This is a genomic window from Microbacterium sp. zg-B96, assembly GCF_030246865.1.
Lineage (GTDB): Bacteria > Actinomycetota > Actinomycetes > Actinomycetales > Microbacteriaceae > Microbacterium.
The window spans coordinates 12,594-39,232 of record NZ_CP126738.1; the positions used below are offsets into that span (position 1 = coordinate 12,594).

General features: G+C 69.8%; 26 protein-coding genes and 1 tRNA gene. 13 read left to right on the plus strand and 14 right to left on the minus strand.

The genetic code is table 11. The annotated features are described in order from the left end of the window. Window positions 1-4: 4 nt before the first annotated feature. Window positions 5-871, plus strand: a complete 867-nt coding sequence (locus QNO11_RS00070) for a rhomboid family intramembrane serine protease (protein WP_257507223.1) — start codon at window positions 5-7, stop codon at window positions 869-871. Window positions 872-956: 85 nt separating this feature from the next. On the opposite strand, the gene QNO11_RS00075 is transcribed toward QNO11_RS00070, so the two are convergent. Further along, complete coding sequence (locus tag QNO11_RS00075) at window positions 957-1,196, minus strand: cell division protein CrgA (RefSeq protein WP_257507222.1); 240 nt, start codon at window positions 1,194-1,196, stop codon at window positions 957-959. A gap of 54 nt (window positions 1,197-1,250) precedes the next feature. On the opposite strand from QNO11_RS00075, the gene QNO11_RS00080 reads away from it, so the two are divergent. From QNO11_RS00080 to QNO11_RS00090, 3 genes are read left to right on the plus strand one after another with little or no spacing between them, the layout of a single operon-like run. After that, a complete protein-coding gene (locus QNO11_RS00080; RefSeq protein ID WP_257507221.1) occupies window positions 1,251-2,030 on the plus strand; it encodes a class E sortase in 780 nt (259 codons plus the stop codon). Further along, a complete protein-coding gene (locus QNO11_RS00085) occupies window positions 2,030-2,185 on the plus strand; it encodes a hypothetical protein (RefSeq protein ID WP_257507220.1) in 156 nt (51 codons plus the stop codon). The genes QNO11_RS00080 and QNO11_RS00085 overlap by 1 nt, the downstream gene beginning before the upstream one ends. After that, on the plus strand, window positions 2,182-2,832 hold the full coding sequence (locus tag QNO11_RS00090; RefSeq protein WP_257507219.1) for an anthranilate synthase component II: 651 nt from the start codon (window positions 2,182-2,184) through the stop codon (window positions 2,830-2,832). The genes QNO11_RS00085 and QNO11_RS00090 overlap by 4 nt, the downstream gene beginning before the upstream one ends. Here the strand turns inward: QNO11_RS00090 and pknB are convergent. The 7 genes from pknB to QNO11_RS00125 are packed head-to-tail and all read right to left on the minus strand — an operon-like array spanning window position 2,814 to window position 11,697. Further along, entirely contained in the window at window positions 2,814-4,523 is a 1,710-nt protein-coding gene (pknB, locus tag QNO11_RS00095; RefSeq protein WP_257507218.1) for a Stk1 family PASTA domain-containing Ser/Thr kinase, read from the minus strand. The two genes, QNO11_RS00090 and pknB, sit on opposite strands and share 19 nt — an antisense overlap. A gap of 59 nt (window positions 4,524-4,582) precedes the next feature. After that, on the minus strand, window positions 4,583-6,346 hold the full coding sequence (locus QNO11_RS00100) for a serine/threonine-protein kinase (RefSeq protein WP_257507217.1): 1,764 nt from the start codon (window positions 6,344-6,346) through the stop codon (window positions 4,583-4,585). Then, window positions 6,343-7,800, minus strand: coding sequence for a peptidoglycan D,D-transpeptidase FtsI family protein (locus QNO11_RS00105; protein WP_285169548.1), 1,458 nt, complete (start codon window positions 7,798-7,800; stop codon window positions 6,343-6,345). The genes QNO11_RS00100 and QNO11_RS00105 overlap by 4 nt, the downstream gene beginning before the upstream one ends. Window position 7,801: 1 nt before the next feature. Continuing rightward, window positions 7,802-9,187, minus strand: coding sequence for an FtsW/RodA/SpoVE family cell cycle protein (locus tag QNO11_RS00110; protein ID WP_257507215.1), 1,386 nt, complete (start codon window positions 9,185-9,187; stop codon window positions 7,802-7,804). Beyond that, a complete protein-coding gene (locus tag QNO11_RS00115) occupies window positions 9,184-10,422 on the minus strand; it encodes a PP2C family protein-serine/threonine phosphatase (protein ID WP_257507214.1) in 1,239 nt (412 codons plus the stop codon). Before QNO11_RS00115 ends, QNO11_RS00110 begins: the two co-directional genes overlap by 4 nt. A gap of 14 nt (window positions 10,423-10,436) precedes the next feature. Then, window positions 10,437-10,967 carry an FHA domain-containing protein FhaB/FipA gene (locus QNO11_RS00120; protein ID WP_257507213.1) on the minus strand — a complete coding sequence of 177 codons (531 nt, stop codon included), beginning with the start codon at window positions 10,965-10,967 and terminating at the stop codon, window positions 10,437-10,439. Beyond that, a complete protein-coding gene (locus QNO11_RS00125) occupies window positions 10,960-11,697 on the minus strand; it encodes an FHA domain-containing protein (RefSeq protein WP_257507212.1) in 738 nt (245 codons plus the stop codon). Before QNO11_RS00125 ends, QNO11_RS00120 begins: the two co-directional genes overlap by 8 nt. 229 nt (window positions 11,698-11,926) lie before the next feature. On the opposite strand from QNO11_RS00125, the gene QNO11_RS00130 reads away from it, so the two are divergent. Then, a tRNA-Leu gene (locus QNO11_RS00130) sits at window positions 11,927-12,010 on the plus strand. A 161-nt stretch (window positions 12,011-12,171) separates the two neighbouring features. Here QNO11_RS00130 and QNO11_RS00135 read toward each other — a convergent pair. Next, a complete protein-coding gene (locus tag QNO11_RS00135; RefSeq protein WP_257507211.1) occupies window positions 12,172-12,663 on the minus strand; it encodes a GNAT family N-acetyltransferase in 492 nt (163 codons plus the stop codon). 188 nt (window positions 12,664-12,851) lie between these two features. Here QNO11_RS00135 and QNO11_RS00140 point away from each other — a divergent pair, with 188 nt between their 5' ends. Next, window positions 12,852-13,058: a cold-shock protein gene (locus tag QNO11_RS00140; protein WP_257507210.1), complete on the plus strand. Its 207-nt coding sequence runs from the start codon at window positions 12,852-12,854 to the stop codon at window positions 13,056-13,058. Window positions 13,059-13,066: 8 nt separating this feature from the next. Here the strand turns inward: QNO11_RS00140 and QNO11_RS00145 are convergent, their stop codons facing one another. The 5 genes from QNO11_RS00145 to QNO11_RS00165 form a co-directional block, all read right to left on the minus strand. Continuing rightward, complete coding sequence (locus QNO11_RS00145; protein WP_257507209.1) at window positions 13,067-15,136, minus strand: bifunctional lysylphosphatidylglycerol flippase/synthetase MprF; 2,070 nt, start codon at window positions 15,134-15,136, stop codon at window positions 13,067-13,069. A 19-nt stretch (window positions 15,137-15,155) separates the two neighbouring features. Then, window positions 15,156-16,418 carry a hypothetical protein gene (locus tag QNO11_RS00150; protein WP_257507208.1) on the minus strand — a complete coding sequence of 421 codons (1,263 nt, stop codon included), beginning with the start codon at window positions 16,416-16,418 and terminating at the stop codon, window positions 15,156-15,158. Next, complete coding sequence (locus QNO11_RS00155) at window positions 16,415-17,095, minus strand: HAD hydrolase-like protein (RefSeq protein ID WP_257507207.1); 681 nt, start codon at window positions 17,093-17,095, stop codon at window positions 16,415-16,417. Before QNO11_RS00155 ends, QNO11_RS00150 begins: the two co-directional genes overlap by 4 nt. 125 nt (window positions 17,096-17,220) lie before the next feature. After that, the gene (nucS, locus tag QNO11_RS00160) at window positions 17,221-17,919 is read right to left on the minus strand and encodes an endonuclease NucS (RefSeq protein ID WP_257507206.1); all 699 of its coding nucleotides are present in this window, start codon (window positions 17,917-17,919) and stop codon (window positions 17,221-17,223) included. Window positions 17,920-17,938: 19 nt separating this feature from the next. Continuing rightward, window positions 17,939-19,183: an MFS transporter gene (locus QNO11_RS00165; RefSeq protein ID WP_257507205.1), complete on the minus strand. Its 1,245-nt coding sequence runs from the start codon at window positions 19,181-19,183 to the stop codon at window positions 17,939-17,941. A 55-nt stretch (window positions 19,184-19,238) separates the two neighbouring features. On the opposite strand from QNO11_RS00165, the gene QNO11_RS00170 reads away from it, so the two are divergent. The 7 genes from QNO11_RS00170 (at window position 19,239) to mnhG (ending at window position 26,615) form a co-directional block, all read left to right on the plus strand. After that, complete coding sequence (locus tag QNO11_RS00170; RefSeq protein WP_257507204.1) at window positions 19,239-20,297, plus strand: substrate-binding domain-containing protein; 1,059 nt, start codon at window positions 19,239-19,241, stop codon at window positions 20,295-20,297. A gap of 92 nt (window positions 20,298-20,389) precedes the next feature. After that, entirely contained in the window at window positions 20,390-23,335 is a 2,946-nt protein-coding gene (locus QNO11_RS00175) for a Na+/H+ antiporter subunit A (RefSeq protein ID WP_257507203.1), read from the plus strand. Continuing rightward, window positions 23,320-23,853 (plus strand): Na(+)/H(+) antiporter subunit C, encoded by a 534-nt coding sequence (locus tag QNO11_RS00180; protein ID WP_257507202.1) that lies wholly within the window; start codon window positions 23,320-23,322, stop codon window positions 23,851-23,853. Before QNO11_RS00175 ends, QNO11_RS00180 begins: the two co-directional genes overlap by 16 nt. A gap of 2 nt (window positions 23,854-23,855) precedes the next feature. Further along, window positions 23,856-25,421, plus strand: coding sequence for a Na+/H+ antiporter subunit D (locus QNO11_RS00185; protein WP_374113781.1), 1,566 nt, complete (start codon window positions 23,856-23,858; stop codon window positions 25,419-25,421). Continuing rightward, window positions 25,418-25,996 carry a Na+/H+ antiporter subunit E gene (locus QNO11_RS00190; RefSeq protein WP_257507200.1) on the plus strand — a complete coding sequence of 193 codons (579 nt, stop codon included), beginning with the start codon at window positions 25,418-25,420 and terminating at the stop codon, window positions 25,994-25,996. Before QNO11_RS00185 ends, QNO11_RS00190 begins: the two co-directional genes overlap by 4 nt. Beyond that, window positions 25,993-26,262, plus strand: a complete 270-nt coding sequence (locus tag QNO11_RS00195) for an MrpF/PhaF family protein (protein WP_257507199.1) — start codon at window positions 25,993-25,995, stop codon at window positions 26,260-26,262. Before QNO11_RS00190 ends, QNO11_RS00195 begins: the two co-directional genes overlap by 4 nt. Further along, entirely contained in the window at window positions 26,259-26,615 is a 357-nt protein-coding gene (gene mnhG / locus QNO11_RS00200) for a monovalent cation/H(+) antiporter subunit G (protein ID WP_257507198.1), read from the plus strand. Before QNO11_RS00195 ends, mnhG begins: the two co-directional genes overlap by 4 nt. The last annotated feature ends 24 nt before the right edge of the window (window positions 26,616-26,639 follow it).

The window sequence follows — 26,639 nt, forward strand, 5'->3', positions numbered from 1 at the left end:
GATCGTGACTTCCGCGGACTTCCGCACCAATCCGGAGAATTTCTGCTACCGGCATCCGGACCGGCAGAGCTTCGTGCTGTGCCAGCGGTGTCTGCGGACGATCTGCCCGGAATGCCAAACGCAGATGCCGGTCGGAGTGATCTGCCCGGAGTGCCTGCGCGATCAGCAGCAGTCGGCGAAAGTGACGCGGATGCCATCGCGCCGTAAGGCGCGGTGGCAGTCCACGTCCACCGATACGCGGCCGCTGGCGACCTATGCGCTCCTGATCGTCACGTCGGTGGTGTCGCTCATCGCGATGATCCCCGGTATCGGCGGCGTGGTGTCCACGTACCTGGCGTTCAACAGCGCATTCCTGTTCCCCGGACCGGGTTTCCAGCCGTGGCGTCTGCTCACGGTGACGCTTGTGCACGCGGGTGTCTGGCATCTGCTGCTGAACATGCTGGCGCTGTGGGCGCTGGGCCGGAGCCTCGAGCCCCTCCTGGGGCGCGGGCGCTTCCTTGCGCTCTACGCGCTCAGCGGGCTGGGCGGATCGGTGCTGGTGGCGTTGCTTGCACCCGGTACGTGGGTCGTGGGTGCCTCGGGCGCGGTCTGGGGCCTGCTGGGCGCGATGTTCGTGATCGGGCGTCACTTGGGCGTCAACGTCACCGCGATCGCGATCCTGCTGGGGCTCAACCTCGTGATCACGTTCCTGCCTGGTTCGGGAATCTCATGGCAGGCCCACATCGGCGGCGGCCTCGTGGGCGCGCTGGTCGGGCTCATCTTTGCGCGCACGCGCGCGGTACGCCAGCGGCGCAGCCAGATCTGGCTGCTCATCGCGGTCGCCGGGGGGCTTCTCGCACTGCTCGTTGTGCCGGTGCTGGTCTACGGCTGAAAGTTATCCACAGATTCATCCCCAGCCTGGGGATGAATCACACCGGTGTAATTCACAGGTGCGGGACGACCTGTGGAGGGGTGAATCAGCGCCAGCGCGTCGTCATCAGGAAGCCGATGAAGGCGATGCCGAAGCCGATCACAAGGTTCCAGGCGTCGATGCCGGGGATCGGGTACTGCATGCTGCTCAGGTAGAAGACGAGCACCCACACCAGGCCCAACAGCATCAGCCCGAACATGATGGGCTTGAACCAGACGGGGTTGGGGGTCGCGTCGCCCTCGCTGCGTTCGGTGACCGAGTCGCCGCCGTTTTCGGAAGGTGCCATGCGGGCCAGTTTAGCGTCCAGCGCCGTCCCACCCTGCCTCGTTAGGATGCAGATGTGCCCGAGACTTCCGTAGCGCTTCGCACGCGCCGCCGCCCGGCCGACAGCCGGCGCCCGGTGAACGTCTTCGGGGTGCTCGGGGAGATCCTCATCACCCTCGGCGTGATCGTGCTGCTGTACGTCGCGTGGCAGATGTGGATCGGCGACGCGATCATCGCCGGCGAGCGGCAGACCGAGGCACGCGAGCTGAGCCGGCAGTGGTCGGAACAGGCTCAGCCGCAGCCGGCGACCCCCGAGCCGGAGGCCGCAGCGGAACCCGCACCGGCCGAGCCCATCGTGCCGGCGCAAGTCGGCAACGCCGAGGTGTTCGCCACGTTGCACATCCCGCGCTTCGGCGACGGCTGGGTGTTCCCGGTGGCCGAAGGGACCAGCAAGTCACGAGTGCTCGACCCCATCGGGATCGGCCACTACCCGAACACCGCGATGCCCGGCGCCGTCGGTAACGTCGCACTGGCCGCGCACCGCTACACCCACGGCGCCCCATTCGAGCATGTCCCCTCGCTGCGGATCGGCGACGCGATCGTGATCGAGACGCCCGACGGCTGGTTCACCTACCGCTTCCGCAACCTCGAGTACGTCCGCCCCAGCGAAGTCGCGGTGCTCGAACCCGTGCCGCAGCAGGTCGGTGTGGCCCCCGACGGGCGCTACCTGACGCTGACCACGTGCAGTCCGATGTGGTCGACCGACGAGCGCATCGCCGCGTATGCGGTGTACGAATCGTTCACCCCGCGCGACCAAGGCGAACCCGAATCCCTCACCCTGGCAGGAGAAGCCTGATGTATGCAGCGCTGTGGCGGGTTCTGCCCGGCCCCTGGTGGATCCGCACCCTCATCCTGCTGCTGCTGGCCGCCGGTGTGCTGTACGGGCTGTTCTTCTACGTCTTTCCGTGGGTCGGCGCCATGCTCACCCCGGAGGACGTCACCGTCGGATGACTCGCGTGCTCGTCGTGGACAACCACGACAGCTTCGTGCACACCCTGGTCGGCTACCTGGGGGAGTTGGGAGCGATGGCATCCGTCGTCGAGGCCGATGAGATCATCGACCCCGCCGCCGCCATCGCCGGATACGACGGAGTGCTCATCTCGCCCGGCCCCGGCACGCCCGCCCGCGCCGGCGCGTCCATCGCCGTCGTCCACGCGGCGGCCGAGCGACGGATGCCGCTGCTCGGAGTGTGCCTGGGTCACCAGGCGATCGGAGAGGCGTTCGGGGCGACAGTGACCCACGCCCCCGAACTCATGCACGGCATGACCAGCGATGTCCACCACGATGGTGGACCGCTCTACGCCGGACTGCCTGCTCCGTTCGTCGCAGGCAGGTACCACTCGCTCGCGATCGTCGCCGGTACCCTCCCCGCCGAGCTCATCGTCGCCGCCCGCACCGAGACCGGGGTGGTGATGGGAGTGACGCACCGCACGCTGCCGATCGACGGCGTGCAGTTCCACCCGGAGAGCGTGCTCACCGAGGGCGGCTATCGGCTGCTGGGCAATTGGCTCGAGCGCGTGGGCGTGGGTGGTGCCGCCGCCCGTGGGTCGCAGCTACGGCCCCACCGGGGCGGGGCGGGCTACTCGCCGGTGCAGTAGGTCAGTTCCACCGTCGAATGGATCGGCACGTCGCCGGGGGCGACGGACTGCCTGGCCACGGTGGGCTCTCCCGGCGTCGCGGGGCAGGAGGGGTCTTCGACGGTCACGACGGTGAACTGCATCTCGTCTGATTCGAGTTCGCGCACCGCCGCGTCCAGTCGGTACCCGGACACGTCGACCAGCGTGACCCGGCCGGTGGCAACCTCGAGGTCCACCGCGGTGCCCGTGGGGACCTGGGTCCCCTCGGGCTGCGAGGCGGAGAGCACGAAACCCTCGGCAGCGGCGGGATCATTGCGGGCGGTCACGATCCCCATCCGCAATCCCGCCGCGGTGAGCGCCTGCTCGGCCGCAGCGCGGTCCAGCCCGACGAGGGGCGGCACCGAAGTGGTCTCGATTCCGGTGGAGACGTACACGTTGACCTTCTCGCCGATGGCCATCGATGTGCCAGCCTGCGGTTCGGTGCGGATGACGTTGCCTGCCGCGATGTCGTCGCTGGCCTCTTCGATCCGGTCGGGCTCGAGTTCCTCGGCGACCAGCAGCTCCTCGGCCCGGTCGTAGGCCATGTCCACGACGTCCGGCACGATGCGCGCGTTGTCGGGGACACTGGAACCCGGCTGGATCGTCACGACCCAGAACAACACCGAGACGAGCAGGACCGCCAGCAGCGCGACGCCCGCCCAGATCCACGCCACCGGGGGACCGGACTGGGTGCGGGTCATCGTGGTGTCGGTGCTCAGCTGCCGCAGCGACCGGGCGGTGTCCTGCGCCTGGCGGGGGTCCGGACCGTAGAGCTGGTTGGTCAGCGCGCCGACCTGACGCTTGGAGGGCGTCTTGCCGTCAACGGTGGCGTCGAGGGCCTCACGGAATCCCGCGGCATCCTGAAAGCGCTGGAAGGGATCCTTCGCGAGCGCGCGCAGCACCACCGCATCGAGTCCGCGTGGCACGTCGGGGTTGACCTCGCTGGGCGGCACCGGCGTCTCGCTGACGTGCTGGTAGGCAACGGCCACCGGGGTCTCGCCGCGGAACGGCTGACGGCCGGTGAGCAGCTCGTAGAGCACGACCCCCGTCGAGTAGACATCGGCACGGGCGTCGACGGGCTCACCCTTGGCCTGCTCGGGCGAGAAGTACGCCGCGGTGCCGAGGATCGCGGTGGTGTCGGCGACGGTCGAGGAGGAGTCGGAGACGGCACGGGCGATGCCGAAGTCCATCACCTTCACCTGGCCGGCCTCGGTGACCATGACGTTGCCCGGTTTGATGTCGCGGTGCACGACTCCCGCACGGTGCGAGTACTCCAGCGCCTCGAGGATGCCGTCGACGTAGCGCACCGCAGTGGTCGCCGGCAACGGACCGTCGGCGATGAGGTCCTTCAGCAGCGCGCCCTGCACGAGCTCCATGACGATGTACGGAACCGGGTGCACCGAGCCATCCGCATCCGTCTCGGAGTCCTCGCCGGCGTCGTAGACCCGCACGATCGTGGGGTGGGACATGCGCGACGCGGCCTGCGCCTCAAGGCGGAAGCGGGTGCGGAACGCGCTGTCTTCGGCGAGGTCGCGCTTGAGGATCTTGATCGCGACCGGCCGTCCCAGGGTGAGGTCGTAGCCGCGATAGACGCGTGCCATCCCGCCACGTCCGATGAGTTCGTCGATGCGATAGCGACCGGAAAGCACGCGCGGCTCAGCTGACACAGACATCCCCCCTGGGTAGAGAACCAGCCTAGTCGACCCGCCCAGCCCAACCTGGGCGGGGCGGGTCAGCCGCCGGGGGTGTTGTCTTCTTCGGGCTCGGCGCCGCCGGTGGGCTCAGGGCTGGGGGTGACCACTGCCTGAATCTGGGCGACGGCCTCGCCGGAGGTGCCGGTGACGCGCTGGCCGGCGCTGCCGCCGGAGCAGGTGACGGTGTAGGTGACGATGACGGTCTGGCCGCTCCCGCCGGTGATCTGCAGGTCGCCGGCACGTTCACCGCCGCCGAACGGTGCCGTGGATTGCCCGCTGACGGGGAATACGGCGTTGGTGGCGGAGAGGTTGTACGAGCTGACGCTGCCCTGACCGGACGGGCAGGAGTACCCGGGCCAGCTGACCCGCACCGTGCTGCCGGCGTCGACCGTGGCGGGCAGGCTGGGCGCGGCGGGCGCCTCGAGCGGCACCTGGTCACCGTAGACGGTGAGTTCGATCACCGTGCCCACCGGCACGTTCGCGGTGGGGTTCACCCGGTAGACGAGCCCCTGGCTGCCCTCGTCGGGTGCGGCGTCGCCGGTGACGCAGCGCGCCCCGAGTCCCAGCTCGTCGAGGACGGCCGAGGCCTCCTCACACGTGAGGCCTTCGAGATCGGATGCCGAGACGTTCACCGTGTCGGGACTGGGCTCGGTGGTGGGCGTATCGCGGGGGGTCGGAGCGGCCGACGAGGTACTGGGAGCCGGCTCCGGCTCCTGGCCGGCCAGCAGCGCCCACACCGTGCCGCCCAGCACAAGCACCAGCAGTGCGATGAGGGCGATCAGCGGCCAGGTCCACGGGCTGCGTTTGCGCTTGGGTTTGCCCTCGGTGGGCTCGCCCTCGCCGTCGACGCCGTCCATCGCGGCGGTGGCGGGGAGGATGCGGGTGGCATCCTGTGTCGACAGCCCCGGCGTGAGCAGTTGCGTGACCTCGTCCACGGCTGCGCCGCCGGTGATGGCGGGCACGGCGGCCGCGGCGGCGGCGATGTCGCCGCGACGCAGCGCCGTGGCGGCGCGGGCGACGGCGGAGGCGGTGGCGGGGCGCTCATCGGGCTTCTTGGCGATCATGGCCAGGACGAGGTTGCGCACCGGGACTTCGACCGTCGGCGGCAGCGGCGGCGGCTGCTCGTTGATCTGGGCCATCGCGATGGCCACCTGCGACTCGCCCGTGAAGGGCCGCTTGCCGGCGAGGCATTCGTAGGCGACGATTCCCAGCGAGTAGACGTCGGTCGCCGGAGTCGCCGAGTGTCCCGAGGCCTGCTCCGGGGAGAGGTACTGCACCGTGCCCATGACCTGACCCGTGGCCGTCAGCGGCACCTGGTCGGCGATGCGGGCGATGCCGAAGTCGGTGATCTTGACCCGACCGTCGGGCGTGATGAGCAGGTTTCCCGGCTTGATGTCGCGGTGCACGAGGCCCGCGGCGTGCGCGGCCTGCAGTGCGAGCGAGGTCTGCGCCACGATGTCGAGGGTCTTGTCGGTGGACAGCGACCCTTCGCGCTCGAGGATGGTCGACAGGGCCTCACCCGGCACGAGCTCCATGACGAGGAAGGCGCTGCCGTTCTCCTCGCCGTAGTCGAAGACGCTAGCAATGCCCTCATGGTTGACGAGGGCCGCGTGCCGAGCCTCGGCGCGGAAACGCTCGAGGAAGCCGGGGTCGCCCATGTACTCGTCTTTGAGGATCTTGATGGCGACGGTACGGCCGATGACGTGGTCGGTTGCCTCCCACACCTCGCCCATGCCGCCGATCGCGATCCGCGAGTCCAGTTCGTAACGGCCGCCGAAGGTCACCCCTTGCGTCGGTCTCATCTGCTCAGCACCGCCTCCATGACCTTTGCCGCGATCGGAGCCGCGATCCTGTTGCTGCTGCCTGACTGACCCAGCCCGCCCCCGTTTTCGACGACGACGGCGACGGCGACCCGAGGGTCATCCGCCGGAGCGAATCCGGTGAACCACAGCGTGTAGGGATCGTCCACCCCGTTCTCCGCGGTGCCGGTCTTCCCGGCCACGTCTACGCCGTCTATTGTTGCACCGCTGGCCACACCCGATTGGACGTTGGCGACCATCATCGCAGTCATCGACTCCGCGATGTCCGCGGACACGGCGCGACCGAACTCGGTGTCATCGAATCGTTGTTGTTCGGTGAGGTCGGCGGCGATGACGGAATCCACCATGCGCGGGTTCATCACGATCCCTTCGTTGGCGATACCGGCGGAAACCATGGCCATCTGCAGGGGCGTGGCTCGCACGTCGCCCTGGCCGAATCCGGTGAGAGCCGTTTCGGCGTCGCTCAGGCCACGCGGGTAGGTCGAGGCCGTGGAGACCAGTGGCATCGTGAACGACGTGTTGAAGCCGTATTTCTCGGCCTCTTCCCGGATGACGTCCTCACCCAGCAGCACCGCGAGCTGGGCGAACGCGACGTTGCAGCTCAGCCGCAGGGCGTCGGCGATCGTGACCGTCTCGCCGCCGCCGCAGGTGTCGCCCCCGGCGTTGCGCACGATGCTGGAGGACTGCGGGAGCGTGTAGGTGGGCGGATTGGGCAGCGTCGACTGCGCGGTCCACTCGCCGGTGGCCAGCGCCGCGGAGGCGACGACGAGCTTGAACGTGGAGCCGGGCGGGTTGAGTGCACCCGCGATCGCGCGGTTGTCGAGGGGATCGAGGGGGTCTTCCTCGAGCGCCGTGTATGCCGCCTCGGCGGCTTCGCCGTTATGGGAGGCGAGCGGATTGGTGTCGAAGCTGGGACTGGACACCATCGCCAGGATGCGCCCGGTGGCCGGTTCAATCGCCACGACGGCGCCCTGCAGGTCGCCCAGCGCGTCGTAGGCGGCACGCTGCACGGCGGCATCCAGGGAGAGCACGACGTTCGATCCGCGGGGCTGCTGCCCGCTGACGATCTGCTCGATGCGGGAGAGGAACTGCGAGTCGGCGGTGCCGCTGAGTTCCTGGTTCATCGCGAGCTCCATGCCCGTCGCCGACGCCAGCACGGGGTTGATCCAGCCGGTGACCGGCGCCCACATGTCGGCGTCGGTGTACACCCGCTGCCAGCTGTACAGGCCGTCGCTGGGCACCGACGAGGCGATCGCGGTGCCGCTGGCGATGATCGATCCCCGCTGCACCTCGAACGTGTCGTACAGCGCGCGGCGGTTGAGCGGGTTCTCACCCAGCGCATCGGCCTGCACCACCTGGATGACGCTGGTCGAGGCGAACATCGCCAGGAACATCGCCAGCACCAGGATGCTGAGCCTGCGCAGTTCTTTCGTCATATCAGCCGATCACCACCCGGGGACGGCTGCGCACGGCATCCGAGATGCGCAGCAGCAAGGCCACGATGATCCAGTTCGCGATGAGGGAGGAGCCGCCCGCGGCGAGGAACGGCGTCGTCAGGCCCGTCAGCGGGATGATGCGGGTGACGCCGCCGACCATGATGAACACCTGCAGTGCGAGGGTGAACGACAAACCGGTGGCCAGCAGCTTGCCGAAGTCGTCCTGACCGGCCAGGCCGATGCGGATGCCGCGGCTGGTGAAGACCATGTACAGGCACAGGATCGCGAACACGCCGATGAGACCCAGTTCCTCACCGAGGCTTGGGAAGATGTAGTCGCTCTGCGACAGCGGGGTCAGCCACGGGCGTCCCTGGCCGAGTCCGGTGCCGACGAGACCGCCCTGGGCGAGCCCGAAGATGCCGTTGGCCAGCTGGTAGGTGCCGGCGCCGGCCTCGTACAGCTCGGGGTCGAAGGCGTTGAGCCAGTTCTCGAACCGGCCGCCGACGTACGGCAGCACGCGGGAGGCGAGGAAGGCGCCGCCGGCGGCGAGGACCACGCCGATGAGTACCCAGCTGGTCTTGCCCGTGGCGACGTAGAGCATCGCGACGAACATGCCGAAGATGAGCAGCCCGGTGCCGAGGTCGCGCTGCAGCACGATGATCCCCAGCGACGCGAGCCAGATCACCAGCAGCGGGCCGAGTTCGCGCGCCCGTGGCCAGGTGATCCCGAGGAAGCGGGTGCCGACCGAGGTCAGCGCCTCCCGGGTGCGCACCAGGTAGCCGGCGAAGAAGATCGCCAGCGCGATCTTGGCCAGCTCGCCGGGCTGGAAGGAGAAGATGCCCAGGTCCACCCAGACGTCCGCATTGGCATCCGCACCCAGGCCCGGGACGATCGGCAGCAGCATGAGCAGGATGCCGAGCAACCCGAACAGGTAGGTGTAGCGGAACAGCACGCGGTAGTTGCGCAGCGCGATGACGATGGCCACCGCGCCGACCAGGGCGATCGCCGCCCACGCCAGCTGGCGGGTGGAGGTGGCCGCCCAGCCGTGGGTGTCCCAGTACAGGTCGATGCGGTAGATCATCGCGATGCCGAGCCCGGTGAGCACGGTGGCGATGGGGACGACGAACGGGTCGGCATCCCGCGCGACCAGACGCAGCACGATGTGCAGTGCCAGCGCGAGGGCGGTCAGGCCGCCGCAGTAGATCAGGAACGTCGCGTCGATCACGCCGCTCACGCCCAGCTGCACCAGCGCGACGGCGGCAGCGTTGATGACGAACGCGAACAGCAGCAGCCACAGCTCGCGGTTGCGCTGCGTCTGCGGCAACCGCAGCTTCTTCAGCGCGCGGATGACGGTGGTGTCGGCCTGCACCTCGGTGGGCGTGCTCATAGGGTGCCTTCCGCGGTGTCCCGCAACTGCGAGACGATGCGCTGCGCGTCGGCCAGTGACGCGGCGGAGATGGTCTGTTCCACGCTGTCCCGCACGAAGCCGGGCAGGTCGTCCAGGTCTATGCCGGTGTCGGTATATCGAGTGGACAGCGAGATGGGGCCGATGCTCTGCTGGATGCCGCGGTACACCACCACGGTGTCGTCGTCGGTGCCGACGAAGTACCTCGTCTGGGTCCAGGAGTATCCCGCGAACAGGCCGCCGGCGATGACGATCAGCACGCCGACGAGGGCGATGACCCACCAGATCCGGCGACTGCGCGCCCGGCGGCGGTCCTCTTCGATGAGTTCCTCGAGGAACTCCGCGGCCGGCTCGAAGTGGGTGGGGTCGTTCGCGGCCTGCCGGGCGGCGTGCAGCCAGCCGGCGCGGGTGGGCCGGGCGGCGGGGACTTCGACGCCGGTCGGGTTGGTGGCGGAGCCGACGATCGTGGGGGTGCCGATGAAGACGGGGTGCTGACCACCCACATCCACCAGCACGATGGTGACGTTGTCCGGCGCGCCGCCGTCGAGCGCTTGACGCAGCAGGATGTCGGCCGTGCGGCCGGGCGGCAGGCCCTGACCGAGCGCCTTGGCGGTGTGAGCCTCATCGACCACGCCGGACAGGCCATCGGAGCACAGCAGCCAACGGTCGCCCGGCTGGGTGGGCATGATGAACGTGTCGAGCTCGGGGTCGGCGTCGGTGTCGCCGAGCACGCGCATCAGCACCGAACGGCGGGGGTGGTACCGCGCCTCCTCCGGCGTGATGCGTCCGGAGTCGACCAGCCGCTGCACGAACGTGTGGTCGGTGGTGATCTGGGTCAGCGTGTCGTCGCGGTACAGGTAGACGCGGGAGTCGCCGATGTGGGCCAGCACCGCGTAGTCGTCGACCATGACCAGGGCACTGACGGTGGTGCCGAGCCCCGCCAGCTCCGGCTGGGCCTTGACGGTCTCGATCAGTCGCGACGCGGTGTCGGCGATGGCGTCGCGCAGCGCCCGCTCGGCATCCGATGGCGTGTCATAGGTGTGATCGAGGGCCGCGAGGCGGTTGATCGCGATGCTCGAGGCCACGTCTCCGCCGGCGTGCCCGCCCATGCCGTCGGCCACGGCGAACAGGTTCGATCCGGCATATCCGGAGTCCTGGTTGTTGGAGCGCACCTTGCCGGTGTGCGAGATCGCCACGCTCGAGCCCTGGAAGACCATCAGCAGACGTTCCGCTACTTCCGCAGCTCGAAGGTCGTCGCGCCGACCTTGATCGGTGCGCCCACCTTGATCGGCACGGGTGCGGCCACGCGCTGCCCGTCGTGCCAGGTGCCGTTGGTGGAGTCGAGGTCTTGGATCATCCATCGGTCGCCCCACAGCACCAGGCGGGCGTGGTGGCTGGAGGTGTAGTCGTCGCGGATGACCAGGCCCGACTCGCTGGAGCGGCCGATCGTGAGAGGTTCGTTGCCCAGCGGCAGCTCCAGGCCCGTCTTCGGCCCGCTCGTGATGACGATGCGGCTGACGGTGCCGGTGGTCGCCGGCCCGCCGGACTTCGGGGAGGGGGAGGCGGCGGGGCGCTTCGTGACCGGGGCGGTCAGGTCGCTGGGTCCGGCGGTCGGGGCTGATCCGGCGGCAGCCGGCTCGGGGAGCTTTCGCACCTTCACGCCGAACAGGTCGGCGCGCAGCGAATAGATGACCGCGAAGACGAAGAACCACAGCAGGACGAGAAAGCCGATGCGCAGCAGCAGCAGGGTCAGTTCACTCACCGGCGCCTCCTCGCACGTCGAATGCGCGGGTGGCATCGGATGCCGGGCGCGACGGTCGCGGCGGCTGGGCCTGCGCGACGACGCGGAAGACGATGTCGGTGCGGCCGATCGTCACGGTCGAGTCGGGGGGCAGGGGCGCCTCGGCGACCCGCTGGCCGTCGAGCTTCGTGCCGTTGGTCGACCCGAGGTCGCGCACCATGGCGCGCTCGCCGTCCCAGAGGATCTCCACGTGCTTACGGCTCGTGCCGGCATCGGGAATGGTGATGTCGGCGTCGCTGCCGCGGCCGATGACCGTGCGACCCTTCACGAGTGCGTGCCGGGTGCCGTTGATGTCGATCACGCCGCGCCAGGCGACACTGCCCTGTGCGTTCTGCGAGTCCACCCGGAGCGTTCCGGTGGACAGCTGGTCGTCGCGAACGATGCCGATCGTGACCGGCCCGGCGAAGGAGTACCCCTGCGAGCGGGCGTGCTTGTGGACCAGTGTGTCCAGCTCGTCGCCGAGCGTGGAACCGAACGCACGCATGCGCTCTTCGTCGCTGGGAGCCAGGCGCACCGTGAAGCTGTTGGGCGCCAGAATGCGGTCGCGGCTGACGATCGCGGCTTTCGCGTCGAGCTCGGCGCGCAGCGCCGATGCGATCTCGACGGGCTGGACGCCGCTGCGGAAGGTCTTCGCGAACGCGCCATTGACGGCGCGTTCTAGCCCCTTCTCGAAGCTGTCTAGTAGTCCCACACGTCTCCTCAGGCAGGCAGACCGGTCGCTACATGCTAGTTGGCTGCGCTGGGAGAACGTGATTTCGCCGAGCGAATGCCCGGAAACCCGGGGGTTTTGCGGCATCCACAAACCCCCTCCGGGTGTGTCCGGATGCCGCGCAGCGGTGGCTCAGACCTGTAGCAGGCGCGGCAATGGCGTGCGAAAACGTGATATCGTCGGCAAGTTGAGTTCGTGCAATATGCGGCTCGCGCGAGTGGCGGAATAGGTAGACGCGCTGGCTTCAGGTGCCAGTGCCCGAAAGGGCGTGGGGGTTCAAGTCCCCCCTCGCGCACAGCGACAAGAAGGCCCCCGGATCCCGGGGGCCTTCTTCGTTCCCGGGCGTGCCCCGGACCGTGAAACGACAGCTGGTCGCCGAGACGGTGGGAACTTCCCATAGTCTCGGCGACCAGCTGTGGTCTCAGCGGTGGGGCGGCGGGGGCGGCGGGGGCGGGGTCAGATGCCGTCGAGCACCGGGACCAGGGTGTAGAGGAGTTCTTCGACCTCGCGGCCGAGACCGGGGGCGAAGGCGCGCTGCCGCGACACCTCGGCGAAGCCGTTGCGCTCGAGCACCGCGATCGCGGCGGCGTTATGGGATGCCACGCGGGCGTACAGCGGCCGGATCGGCTCGCGGGAGATCAGCAGCCGCAACGCCTCGGTCGCCACACCGCGGCCCCACGCGTGACGCGCGATCCAGAAGCTCACCTCACGGTCCTCATCGACCGAGAAGGCCGCCGCCGTTCCGGCGAACCCACCTTTCTCGGTCACGACGAACAGGGCCACGTCCTCGGCGTCCCGCTCGCGAGCGATCCACGCATCGAACGCGGCGCGGTCGTCGGGGTCGTCCGCGGTGAAGGCCTCCATCGCGACGGCATCCTGATCGCGCATCATCTCGAATACGGCGTCGAGGTCGTCGTCGTCGAGGGGTCGCAGCTCCACGTGTGCCATCCGGCAACGCTACCCGCGCGAGCGCCGCACCACATCCGGCACCATCGGCGTCAGCGCCGCCCGGCCGCGCCTGCCGCATGCAACGTTTTCGTCACCATCGGAAACCGGGGCTGACGCGCGCACACGTTTTGGCTACGGTATGAATCGCCGGGGCGGCCGCTTCGGCATCCTCAGCACGAAGGCAGTTCATGGCTACGCAGGGCACCGTAAAGTGGTTCAACTCCGAGAAGGGCTTCGGTTTCATCGCTCCCGATGAGGGTGGCGCCGACGTCTTCGCTCACTACACCGCGATCCAGGCGGGCGGCTACCGCTCGCTCGAGGAGAACCAGCGCGTCGAGTTCGAGGTCGCACAGGGCCCCAAGGGCCTGCAGGCGGAGAACATCCGTCCCATCTGAGCACCTCCTCAATCGTTCTCGCTGCGCACAAGCTCCAGGCCTGCGTCGGCGAACTGACGCAGTGACGCGTCCGGGAGGTATGCCCGGACGAGTCCTGCGCCGATCCGCGCAAGGTCGGCCTCGTCACGGAACAGCAGGTAAAGCGTCTCGTAGCGCGGGTGGAACTTCTCCTTGAACTTGTGGAGCGAGCGAAAGCCGTAGACCGGCTCCAGCGCCTCCGCGAGCCGTTCGCTCAGGACGGCGATGATGCCGGCATCCGGCGGATACTCATGCGTGAGCGGCGCGCCCGACAGGGACATGATCCGCGCGCCCTCGGCCGAGAACTGCAGCGCGCTGGAGCCGATCAGGTACTCCATCACCGGCACGAAGCCGCCCTCGCGGCGGCGCATGAGATCGAGGGTCCAGCCGTCGATCACCCCATCGGGGCTGTAGACCGGCAGCCACGACAGGAACCCGTCGATGTCGCCCTGCGGTGAGACGGCCAGCGCCAGGCGCACCTCCGGATCGCTCGCCTCTTCCAGCGTCCCGAGCGTGAATCCCATCTCGGGCAGCTCCTTGCCGCCGACCCAGGACTGCGAGATCACCCGCAGCTGCGCCTGCACGCCCCAGGGTTCGTCGACGAGACGGGTGAGGCGGAAAGTCATCCCCTCGCGCCGCGCGCGGTTGAGTGAGGTGCGCACCGGCTTCCACGCGTTGCCACCGAAGCGCAGACCGGGCAGGTCCACGACCGTGTCATCGGCGACGACCAGGCTCCGCCAGGTCTGCGGCACCGCCCGGCGGGTGGCTTCGCCTGCGCTGAACCAACAAGGCACGAGACCGGCGTGTTCGGATGCCGCGACGAACTCCGCCACCGACCGCTGCCGCCCCGCGGTGGGACCGAGCGGATCGGCCAGGGCCAGCGCCACGCCGGCATGACGCTGGTAGGCGACGATGCCGGTCTCGGTGCGCAGGTACGACATGTGCTTCCACGTCGTCATCCACGACAGGGTGCCGCCGCCGTGTTCGCGGAGCATCGCCGCGGCATCCGTCGCCGTCGGCGCCGGCGTCGCTCCGATCGTGCTGCGCCAGCCGACGCGGAAGGCCGCGCGCGCCCAGATGAGGTAGCCGAGGAAGATCAGCCACAGCACCGCGTGACCGAGCAGCGGAGCGGTGTCGCCGCCGAACGTGGCCTCCGGGAGCCCCGCGATCTGCACCCCGGTGACCACCACGAGGCTCCATGCGATGTTGACCGCGGCCAGCACGATGCCGACGATCCATGCCCAGCGCCGGCCGCGGCGCAGCCCCCGGGCGATCAGGACGATCACCACGACGTCGACAGTGACGTCGATCAGCGGCGCCGAGATCGCTGCGCTGCTGCCCAGCGGGCCGCTCGTGGGCGCGAGCACGGTGAGCACCTGGGCGGTGCCCAGGCAGAGCACCGCGACGAACGCGATGAGACGCCGCTCCCGCAGGGTGGTGCGTCGCGCCGGCAACGGCCGCTGCACGGCGAGCACCAGCAGCACCGCGAACGCGTGCACGACGTCGGCGAGGCTTCCCCAGAACAGCAGCAGCACGGCGCACGCGCCCAGCGTGATGAACCAGACCCGTTCCCGCCACGGGGAGCGCATGATCGTGGCGGATGCCGCGATGCAGGCCACGGTGCCGCCGGAGGGGCCGACGTCCAGCGACGCCGCCGAGGCCACCGCCCACGGCCACGGCAGCTGTGAGGTGGCCGCGATGAACGCGATCGCGGCCAGGACTCCGAACAGCTGGCCGACGGCGAACCAGCTCAGCGCCACCTTCGAGCCGCGGTGGTACTCCAGGTAGGCGACGCCGGCGAATCCGGAGATCACCACGAGGTACAGCCAGGAGGGGTCACTGAAGAAGGTGCCGGCCAGCGGCGTCCACCACCGTCCCGCCGCGAGGGCCGGCACGCCGTAGGCGACCTGGTCCCACCACGGCGATGCGGACAATGGGCGCCAGAGTCCCTGACTGACCAGGCCGCAGATCACGACGAGGCCGACGAGCACGAGTGTCGCCGGAATGCGTGCGGCAAGCAGCGCGAGCGGATGCCGGCGCGTGGGCGTTGCCTGGGCCATGTGGCCCACCCTAGGCGGGTCAGGGTGCCGCGCGACCGACCAAGCGCCCGTAGTCGGCGAGGGCCACCGCGTCCTCGGCGTGGCGCAGCGCCCGCCGCGCGGCATCCAACGCCTCGACCGGGTCCTGAGCCTGCCGGGCCGCTGCCAGTTCCCGCTGGGCGGAATCCAGGCGCACCCGCGCGTCGGCACCGCTGCCGGTCACGGCGGCCTCGGCGCGGGCGAGAGCGCCGCGCGCGGCGGCCAACGTTCCCGGCAGCGCGGTGCGGGCCCCCCGCAGTCGCTGCTGGGCCGTGCGCGCATCGCCAAGGGCGAGATCCAGGCGGCTGCGAAGCCGCGCGACTTCGGCCACGGTCGCGGTCGGGCGGCGTTCGGCAGCGGGCACCAGTCGGTCCAGTTCCGCGGCGACGGCGCGCATCTCGGTGCCCAGCCGCTCCGCGTCGGCCGGTTCCAGCTCGTCGCGCACGCGCTGCGCCTGCGCCAGCGCCGCGCGAGCCTCGGCGAGTTCCTGGGGAACGGCCAGCGCGGCATCCGTCACGAGCCGATGGGATTCGTCCAGGGCGCGGGCACCAGCCTGGGCTCGGTGCAGCTCGCGCTGCGCGGCGGCCAGTTCCGGCAGCGCGCTGCGAGTGGGGTCGGCGGCCAGTTCGCGCGCCGCCGTCAGGTGCTGCCGGGCCAGGGTCAGGGCTTCGGATGCCGCATGCGCGGCGGCGCTGGCCTGGAGCCACTCCGGCTCATCGAACCGCCCGGACAGGTCGGCCACGAGCGCGCCGGGGTCTCCCAGCTCGGTGCGCAGATGCTCGAGACGCACGTATGCGGCATCCACCTGCGCGGCGGCGGAGCTGTGCACCCGCATCCAGTCGTCATGCTCCGCGCGGGCGCGGGCGATGAGTGCGAGGGCGCCCTCGGCGCGGGTGCGGATGCGGCCGCTGATGCGACGCACCTCTGCGGGGTCGGCGCCGTCGAGCCCGCGGAAGCTCTCGAACGCCTCGTCCCGCACGTGCTGGGCGGTCATCCGCGCTCGCCGCAGGCTCGCCGGTGCCTCGCCGTCGTAGAGCGCCCCGGAAAGCCCGACCTCGAGGTCGAGTTCGGTCACGGCATCGTCGAGGCGCACCAGAGCGGACCCGGCCTTGGTGCGCTCCGCCTCCGCCGCGGCGCGGGCGCGCGGCGAGCGGCGGGCGCGGCGGACCGACCAGACCGCGAGGACGACGATGATCGCCGTCACCCCGAACACGACCACGGCCGGGATCACCCAGGCAAGGACCGCATCCAGGGAGAGGTTCATCCCGGGTCCGCCACAAGCAGCAACGAGCGCAACTGGTCGACGGTGTCGACGACGGCGGTGGCGCCCTCGGATTCGTGCGGCCAGCTGAAGCCCCAGCGCACGAAGATGACGGGCACGTCGTGCACTGCGGCGCCGTCGATGTCGTGGTGGCGATCGCCGATGAGCACCGGGCGACTCGTGTCGACCCCGGCGGCCTGCAGGCGGCGCAGCGCCTCGGCGATGATGTCGGCCTTCGTGGCGAGTGTGCGCTCGTCGGCCGTGGCGCCGGTGACGGCGGTGAAGAACGGGGCCAGCGCGAAATGGTCGACAAGGGCGAGTACCTGGATCTCGGGCTTGGAGCTGGCCGTGCCCTGCGGCACGCCGGCGGCGGCGAGATCGGCGATGAGGTCGGCGATACCGGGATACAGCCGCGCCCCGGTGGTGTAGCCGTCGGCCTTGCCCAGCACACGGTAGAACGCGACGGCCTCGGCGGACTGCTCGGGGGTCATGCCGACGTTGGTCTGGAACGACTCGAACATCGGCGGGCCGATCCAGTGCACCAGCTCCGCGTAGGTCGGTGCCGGGTGGCCGTAGTGCTCCAGCGTCACGGCGAGGCGGCGGAGGATCCCCTCGGAGGCATCGACGATCGTGCCGTCGACGTCCCACAGGACGCACGAGAAGGGAGATCGAACCGGCATCCCTCCACCCTAATCGGGCGCCCCCAACCCGTGAGACGACAGCTGGTCGCCGAGACCCTGGGTGGTTCCCATCGTTTCGGCGACCAGCTGTGGTCTCACGGTGGGTGGGCGTGCGGGGGAGCGGGTCAGAACAGGCGAGGGGCGCCGGAGTCGATGCCCTTCATCTCGTCGTAGTCCAGCGTCACGCAGCGGATGCCGCGATCGGCGGCGAGAACCCGGGCCTGCGGCTTGATCTCCTGCGCCGCGAACACCCCGGTCACCGGCGCCAGGTGCGGGTCGCGGCCCAGCAGGTCGAGGTAACGGGTCAGCTGCTCCACGCCGTCGATGTCGCCGCGGCGCTTGACCTCGACGGCGATCGTGCCGCCGGCGGGGTCGCGCAGCAGCAGGTCGACCGGGCCGATCGCGGTGGGGAACTCCCGCCGCACCAGCGTCAGGCCGTCGCCGATCACGCCGACCTGCTCGGCCAGCAGGCGCTGCAGATCCGCCTCGACGCCGTCCTTGACCAGGCCGGGATCGATGCCCAGCTCGTGCGAGGAGTCGTGCAGCACCTCGTAGATGCGCACGACCAGTGAGTCGCCGGACTTGGCGTGCGTGACGCGCCACTGCTGGACGACCTGCTCCTCGTCCTCGGCGGCGACGTCGGGCGTCTCGACGGTGAGGGTGCAGGGCGGGCTCATCCAGTTGAGCGGCTTGTACGAGCCGCCGTCGGAGTGCACCAGCAGACTGCCGTCGCCCTTGTGGACGAGCAGGCGCGTCGCAGTGGGCAGGTGCGCATTCAAGCGCCCTGCGTAGACAACGGAACAGCGGGCGATGACCAAACGCACCCGATGAGCCTACCTGTGCTCACTCGCCCCGGTGGTGACCGGCGCCCACCTTGGCGCCCGCCAACGGGCGCGCTGCCGACGAGGCGAATCCGGATGCCACGACCAGCGCCACCAGCACGTAGAGCGTGTTGAGCAGTCCGATCTGGTCACTGATGAAACCGAGTACCGGCGGGCCGCAGAGGAATGCGACGTAGCCGATGGTCGCCGCGGCGCTCACGCGAGCGGCGGCCTTGGCCGGGTCGTCTGCTGCTGCCGACATGCCGAGCGGGAAGCCGAGGGACGCCCCCACGCCCCACAGTGCCGCCCCCACGAACACCAGCGGCAGGTTCGGCGCGAGGATGAACAGCACGATGCCGACAGCCGCCGTCACCGCCAGGACCCGCAGTGTCGCCACGCGGCCGAATCGGTCCACGAGCGGCCCTCCCAGCACACGGACCACTGTCATCGCGATGGAGAAGACCATCAACGCCGCGGCGCCCAGCTCTTCGCTGCCGCCATGACCGTCGGTGACACCCAGCGCCAGCCAGTCGTTGGCGCCGCCCTCGGCGAAGGCCATTCCCAGCAGCACGACACCCAGTGCGTACGTGCGCGGCTCCCGCCAGGCCGACAGCGATGTCATCAGACGCTCGCGCCAGCCGGCCCTCGGGCCTGCGGCATCCGCTGCCGGGTCACCGGCGCCCTCGCGCGTCGGCACGTTGGCGTAGGCGACGATGGCCACGACGAGGATGACAACCGTGACGATCGCGGTGTGCGTGAAGACGTTGAGGTCCATCGCCGCGGCCAGCGCCCCCAGTCCCGCCCCGAGCACCGTGCCGAAGCTGAAGAACGCGTGGAACAGCGGCAGCAGCGTCTTCGCCGAGGCTGTCTCGATCGCCGCGCCCTCGACGTTCATCATGATGTCGACCGCGCCGTTGCCGAAGCCGAACAGCGCCAGGCCGATCAGCACGATGGCCAGCGAAGGCACCAAGTTCGTCCCGACGCCGATGAGGGCGACTCCCGCGGCGAAGATCACCATGGCGCCGAGCATGCCGCGGCGCGTGCCGAACCGGGCGATGATCACCGATGATGCGGACAGGCCCAGGATCGACGCGACACCCATGCCCAGCAGCAGCATGCCGATCTGGCTGTTCTCGATGCCGAGGTCGTCCTTGATCGAGGGCACCCGAGACGCCCATGTGGCGATGCTCAATCCGCTCGCGGCGAAGATCGCGAAGATGGCGGTGCGCCAGCGCACGAACTGGGAACGAGTGAGAGCAGTGTCCACCGGCTCAGCGTAACGAATCGATTCGATTGGCCCAACCGGCTACGATCGGGACGTCATGAGCACGCGCCGCGCAACGATCGCCGACGTCGCCCGCACCGCGGGGGTTTCGCCGTCGACGGCGTCCGTGGTGTTCAGCGGCAAGACGAGGGTCTCGGATGCCACGCGGGAGCGCGTCCTCGCCGCCGCCGCGACCCTCGGCTACACCGGCCCCGATCCCCGCGCCGCTTCGCTGCGCCGCGGCCGCTCCGGCATCGTGGGCGTGCTTTTCCAAGGACACCTGGGCGCCGCCTTCGTCGATCCGGTGATCCGGCTCATGATGGACGGTCTGGCCGATGCTGTGGCCCCGATGGATGCTGGGCTCCTGCTGCTGCGCGAAGGCGTCGAAGGGGACTCCCGCGGCGCGTCCCTGACCACCGCCCCGATCGACGCGGCCGTGCTGATCGGTTGCACTCCCGGCATGGCCGATTCGCTTGCGACCCTGCGCGCCCGCGGCATCCCGGTGGTCGTCGTCGAAGGCGACGCCGGACCAGACGTGCCCCGGGTGATCCTGGACAACCGTGAGGCCCAGCGCGCGCTGGCCAGTCACGTTCGGTCCCTCGGACACACCGAGGTGGCGTTGGTGACGCTGCCGACCGATCGCGACAGCCCGCGGGGCTGGATCGACGCCGAGCGCCTGCGGGAAACCACCGTGGACGTCACCCGGCACCGCATCGCGGGCGCCCGCGATGTCTACCCGGACGCCCCCGCCTACGCGGCCGGCGGCAGCTCGATCGACGAAGGACTGGCGGCGGGCCGTGAGATCCTCGCCGACCCGCAGCACCTGCCCACCGCGGTGCTCGCGCAGAGCGACCTGCTCGCGGCCGGCGTGCTGCGCGCCGCGGAGGAACGCGGGCTCGGCGTGCCGCAGGACCTCAGCGTCACCGGCTTCGACGGCATCGACGTCGACGGCCTGGCGCCCTTCACCCTGACCACCATGGTGCAGCCGGCCACCGAAAAGGGCCGGGCCGCCGGCGAGGCCGTCGTGGCGATGCTCGCGGAGCAGGATGCCGCGTCGGTGTGCTTCACGAGCGTGTTCCGGGAGGGGAATACAACCGCTCCACCCCCCGGATTGTGACCCCCGCGGCCATCGGCGCCGATCTGCACCGGTAGACTGAAGGCCAATCCTGAACGCCGTGCCTCTGGCCGCGACCCCCGAGGAGGCCGCGAATGCTGATGATTCTCGCCGCGTTCGCGATCCTCCCGCTGATTCTGCCGTGGCTGGTTAGTCGCATCGGGGCCCGGGCGTTCTACGTCTCGGCCGCCCTCCCGATCGCCGCGTTCGGCCACACCTTGATGCAGACGCGGGCCGTACTGGCGGGCGACACGCCATTCCAGTCGCTGTCGTGGATCCCCGCGCTGGACATCGCGGTGTCGATGCGGATGGACACTCTCGGCTGGGTCCTGGCGCTCATCGTCACCGCCATCGGCGCACTGGTGATGATCTACTGCCGCTGGTACTTCGACGGCAAGCGTGACGGCGTCGGACAGTTCTGCGCGGTGCTGCTGGCCTTCGCCGGTGCGATGTACGGCCTCGTGCTGACCGACGACATCGTCGTGCTGGTGATGCTGTGGGAAGTCACCAGCGTCCTGTCGTACCTGCTCATCGGCTTCTACCACCGCCGCGGCGCCAGCCGCCGGGCGGCGCTGCAGGCGCTGCTGGTGACGACGATGGGCGGCTTGGTCATGCTGATCGGCGTCGTGCTGCTGATAGTCGACACCGGCACGACCAGCCTCTCCGGCATCCTCGCACTCGCCCCGACCGGCCCCGTGATCGACGCCGCCCTCGTGCTGGTGCTCGTGGGCGCCCTGAGCAAGTCGGCGATCTTCCCGTTCCACTTCTGGCTCCCCGGCGCCATGGCCGCCCCGACACCGGTGAGCGCGTACCTGCACGCGGCGGCCATGGTCAAGGCCGGCATCTACCTCATCGCGCGCCTTGCCCCGGTGTTCGCGCTCGCCGCGCCGTGGCGGCCGATCGTCATCGGCCTCGGCATCCTCACGATGCTGATCGGCGGCCTGCAGGCGCTGCGGGAGTCCGACCTCAAGCGCGTGCTCGCCTTCGGCACCGTCAGCCAGCTGGGCATGCTCACCGCCGTGCTCGGCTACGGCACACGCGACGCCGCGCTGGCCGGTCTTGCCCTGCTCATCAGCCACGCCCTGTTCAAGTCGGCACTGTTCCTGGTAGTCGGTGTGATCGACCGGCAGCTGTCCACTCGTGACATCGGGGAGCTGTCCGGCGTCGGACGCCAGGCTCCGACGCTCGCGGCGTTCTCGATGATCGCCGTCGCCTCGATGGTCGGGGTGATCCCCACCGTGGGCTTCGTCGCAAAAGAGGCGGCGCTGACCGCGTTCCTCCACGAGGGTGCGGCGGGCCAGGTGTGGGCGATGGTGGGCCTGGTGGGCATCGTGCTCGGCTCCGTGCTCACCGCCGCCTACGGCATCCGCTTCATCTGGGGCGCGTTCTGGACCAAGAAGGATGCCGCCGGGGCTCGTATGCCGCGAACGGAATGGCCGGACCCGCCGATCGGCTTCCTCGGTGCACCGGTGCTGCTGGCTGGCCTGACGCTCGTCGCCGGCCTCGCCGCGCCCCTGCTGGACACCGCGCTGGCGACCTACGCCGACACCGCCCCGGCGTCCAGCCCCGGCGTCGCGGCGCCCGAGCACAGCTATCACCTGGCCCTGTGGCACGGCGTGGAACCCGCCCTGCTGCTGTCGCTGGGCTCCATCGCCGCCGGAGCGGTGCTGTTCTGGCTGGTGGGGCGCGTAGGGGCGCCTCGGCGGCTGCTGCCGTTCACCGCGTCGGACATCTACAACCTGGTGCTGCGCTCGGTCGCCCGCCTCGCGGTCGTGACGGTCACCGTCACCCAGCGCGGCTCGCTGCCGGTCTACGTCGGCACGATCTTCATCGTGCTGGTCGCCGCGGAAGGCACCGCCCTGCTGGCCACGCCGGAATGGCGCATGAACCTCGAGGCCTGGCAGTCTCCCACGCAGCTGCTGGTCGCGCCGCTGATGATCGTGGCCGGCATCGTCGCGGTACGCGCCCGCAAGCGCTACACCGGTGTCGTACTCGTCTCGGTCACCGGGCTCGGCATGGTCATGCTGTTCGCCACGAGTGGGGCACCCGACCTCGCCCTCACCCAGGTGCTGGTCGAGACGGTCACGCTCGTCGCGTTTGCGCTCGTGCTGCGGCGCATCCCGGCCCGACTCGGCGAGCACAACGCCTCGGTGCTGCCGGTGGCCCGCGCGGTGCTGGCCGGCGCGGTCGGGCTCACGATGGCGATGGTCGCGATCGTGGCGACCGGCGCACGCACCCACGAACCCATCTCGGCGTCGTTCCCGGAGCTGGCCTATGAGCTCGGCCACGGCAAGAACGTCGTCAACGTCGCGCTGGTGGATCTGCGCGGCTGGGACACGATGGGCGAGCTGTCGGTGCTGATCCTGGCGGCCACCGGTGTGGCATCCCTCGTCTTCGTCACCCACCGCGCCGACACGCTCTCGCGTGCCGTCGCGCCGCTGCCGATGGCCTCATCGGGCAACCGGCGCCTGCTCGTGGACACCGCCGAGGGTCCCCGGCCGCAGACCGCCGACAACCGCGGCGCACCGCGCACCTGGCTCGTCGGCGGCCAGCGGGTGCGGCCGGAGAACCGCTCGATCATCCTCGAAGTGATCGTGCGCATCCTGTTCCACACGATCATGGTCGTGTCGATCTACCTGCTGTTCGCCGGCCACAACCTGCCCGGCGGCGGCTTCGCCGGGGGCCTGGTCGCCGGTATGGGCCTGGTCATGCGGTACGTCGCCGGCGGCCGGTATGAGCTGGGCGCGGCGGCGCCGACGGATGCCGGGCGGCTGCTGGGAGTGGGTATGGCGCTGGCCGTCGGCTGCGCGATCGTGCCGCTGCTGTTCGGCCTGCCGCCGCTGTCGAGCATGTTCTGGGAGGCGGAGATCCCGGTGCTCGGCCACGTGGAGTTCGTCAGCTCCACGATCTTCGACGTCGGGGTCTACCTCGTCGTCATCGGCCTGGTGCTCGATGTGCTCCGCAGTCTCGGCGCCGAAGTCGACCGTCAGACCCAGGAACTGCGCGACCGGGGGGTGACGGCGTCATGGATGTCTCACTGACCCTCATCGTGATCATGGCGGTGCTCTTCGCCGCCGGCGTCTACGCGATGCTCGAGCGCAGTCTCACCCGCGTGCTCATCGGCTTCCTGCTGCTGGGCAACGCCGCGAACCTGTTCCTGCTGATCGTCATGGGGGACCCCGGAGTCGCGCCCTTCTTCGGCGGCGAGGACGGCGCCGGGGCGCAGCGGATGAGCGATCCGCTGCCGCAGGCGCTGACCCTCACCGCGATCGTCATCACCTTCGCCGTTTCGGCGTTCCTGCTCGCGCTCATCTACCGCTCGTGGCAACTCGGTCAGGCCGACACCGTCGAAGACGATGCCGAAGACCGCGCCGTGCGCGAGCGCAGCGCCGTGGACGAGGACTCGATGGACGACGAGACCACCACCGACGACGAACAGGCGACGACGGACTTCGTCGGCGTCGACACCGCACCCATCACGGTGCTGCACGCGAAGGACGTCCCCGGCTTGCGCGACGACGCCCCCACCGACCGGCCCGATGGGGGAGTGCAGCGATGAGCCTGAACGCACTCGTCCCGCTGCTGGTCACCCTGCCGCTGCTGGGTGCCGCCGTCGCGCTGATCGCCGGGCGCCACCGCCGCACCCAGGTGGTCGTGTCGATCGCCACGCTCAGCCTCGTCTGCATCATCGCGGCCGTGCTGCTGGTGACCGTCGACGCATCCGACCTTCCCATCGCGGTGTCGGTGGGCGGCTGGCCGATCCCCTTCGGCATCGTGCTGTACGTCGACCGGCTCGCCGCTCTTCTGGTGGTCGTCTCGAGCATCGTGCTGCTGGCGGTGCTGCTGTTCTCCGTCGGCCAGGGCGCCGCGGACGGCGACGACGACACCCCGGTGTCGATCTTCCACCCGTCGTACCTCATCCTCGCGGCGGGCATCTTCAACGCCTTCATCGCCGGCGACCTGTTCAACCTCTACGTCGGTTTCGAGATCCTGCTGGTCGCCTCGTACGTGCTGATCACCCTCGGCGGCACCGAGTCGCGCATCCGCACCGGCGTGGTCTACATCGTCGTCTCGCTGGTGTCCTCGATCCTGTTCCTCTCCGCGATCGCGGCCATCTACGGGGCGCTGGGCACCGTCAACATGGCGCAACTGTCGCAGCGGATGAGCGAACTGCCGCAAGAGACGCAGATGGTGCTGCACGTGCTGCTGCTGCTGGCGTTCAGCATCAAGGCGGCGGTGTTCCCGCTGTCGTTCTGGCTGCCGGACTCGTACCCGACCGCCCCGGCACCGGTCACGGCGGTGTTCGCCGGCTTGCTGACCAAGGTTGGCGTCTACGCCATGATCCGCACCGAGACGCAGATCTTCCGCGACAACGACGTCAACACGCTGCTGCTCATCGTGGCGCTGGCGACGATGATCGTGGGGGTGCTCGGCGCCGTCGCGCAGGCCGAACTCAAACGGATCCTGTCGTTCACGCTGGTCAGTCACATCGGCTACATGGTGTTCGGGTTGGCGATCGCGACGCCGGCTGCCATCGGCGCGACGATCTACTACACGATCCACCACATCATCGTGCAGACGACGCTGTTCCTCGCCGTCGGACTGGTGGAGCGCCGCGCCGGATCCACCTCGATCCTCAAGGTCCGCGGGCTCATGCGCGCCGCGCCGCTCATCGCGGTGCTCTACTTCATCCCCGCGATCAACCTCGGCGGCCTACCGCCGTTCTCCGGGTTCATCGGCAAGTTCGCGCTCTTCGACGCCGCGGCATCCGTCGGCGCACCGCTCATGATCGTGGTCATCGTCGGCGGCGTCATCACGAGCCTGCTGACGCTGTACTCGCTCATGCGCGCGTGGAACCTGTCGTTCTGGCGCGAGGACGAGGACGACCACGGTGAATCAGAGACCGAGGAGCGCATCTCGTACCTGGGCGCCGCGCCGGCGGCGGCCACCCAGACCCGGCGCCGGGTGATCCCGCGCATCATGACCGCCGCGACCGCCGGCATGGTCGCCGTCACGATCGCCCTGACGGTGTTCGCCGGACCCCTGTACGACGTCTGCGCGCGCATCGGGGCGTCGCTGATGGACCCCGTCACGCTCGTGCAGCTGGAAGAGGGGACGCAGTCATGAGCCCCGAGCGCCAGTCGGTCATGACCCAGGTGTGGCGGCAGATGCCGTTCATCGTCTGGCTCGTCGCGCTGTGGATGCTGCTGTGGGGCCAGTTCACGGTGCTGTCGCTGGTGACCGGGCTGCTGGTGTCGCTGTTCGTCACCCGCGTGTTCCGGCTGCCGCCGGTGGAACTGTCGGGGCGGGTGAACCTCTGGTACGGACTGGTCTTCCTCGCCACGTTCGTCGGGTCGCTGGTGCGAGGGTCGCTGCTGGTCGCATGGCAGGTGCTCAACCCGTCGCGCTACCCCGGCACGGCCATCATCGCGGTACCGCTGCGCACCGACGACGACCTCATCATGACCCACGTGGGCGTCACGGCCTCGCTCATCCCCGGCTCGCTCGTGGTCGAGGCCGACCGCGACCGTCGCATCCTGTATCTGCATGTGATCGGTGTCTCCAGCGACGAGGACGTGCGGCTGCAGCGCGAGGCGGTGCAGCGGTGGGAGTCGCGGATCGTGCGTGCGGTGGGGTCGCGTGCGCAGCTGGAGCAGATCCGCGCGGCGGGCACACCGCGCCCCGGGGGGACGCCATCATGAACGCACTGCTGACCGTGATCTACGTGGTGTTCGCCGTCTCTGGGCTGCTGACGGTCTGGCGGATCATCAAAGGCCCGTCGATCCTGGACCGGGCCGTGGCCGCCGACGTGCTGATGACGCTGGTGATGTGTCTGCTGGGTGCGGAGATGGCCATCAACCACCACACGCGCACGCTCCCGGTGCTGCTGATCATCGCGGCGGTGGGCGTGTTCGGGTCGATCTCGATCGCCCGGTTCGTCGCGAGAAGGGACAACGCGGGCCGATGAACGCCTTGCTGGACACCATCTCCCTCGTGCTCATCCTGCTGGGCGCGCTGCTGTGCCTGACCGCCGCGATCGGGCTGCTGCGCTTTCACGACGTACCCACCCGGCTGCATGCGGCGACCAAGCCGCAGGTGCTGGGCCTGATCGTCATCTGCCTCGCCGTCGCGCTGTCCGCCCGCTCGTGGCCCGTGGTGGCGTTCCTCGCCGCGGTCGTGATGGTGCAGCTGGCCACCGCGCCGCTGTCGGCGCACATGGTGGGCCGCGCCGCGCACCGCAACGGCACGATCGACGCCGGATCGCTGTATGTCGACGAACTGGCCGAATCGCGTGAGACTCCCCCCGCCGCCGGCGGGTAGCCGAGTGAGTATTCGTGCTGCCGA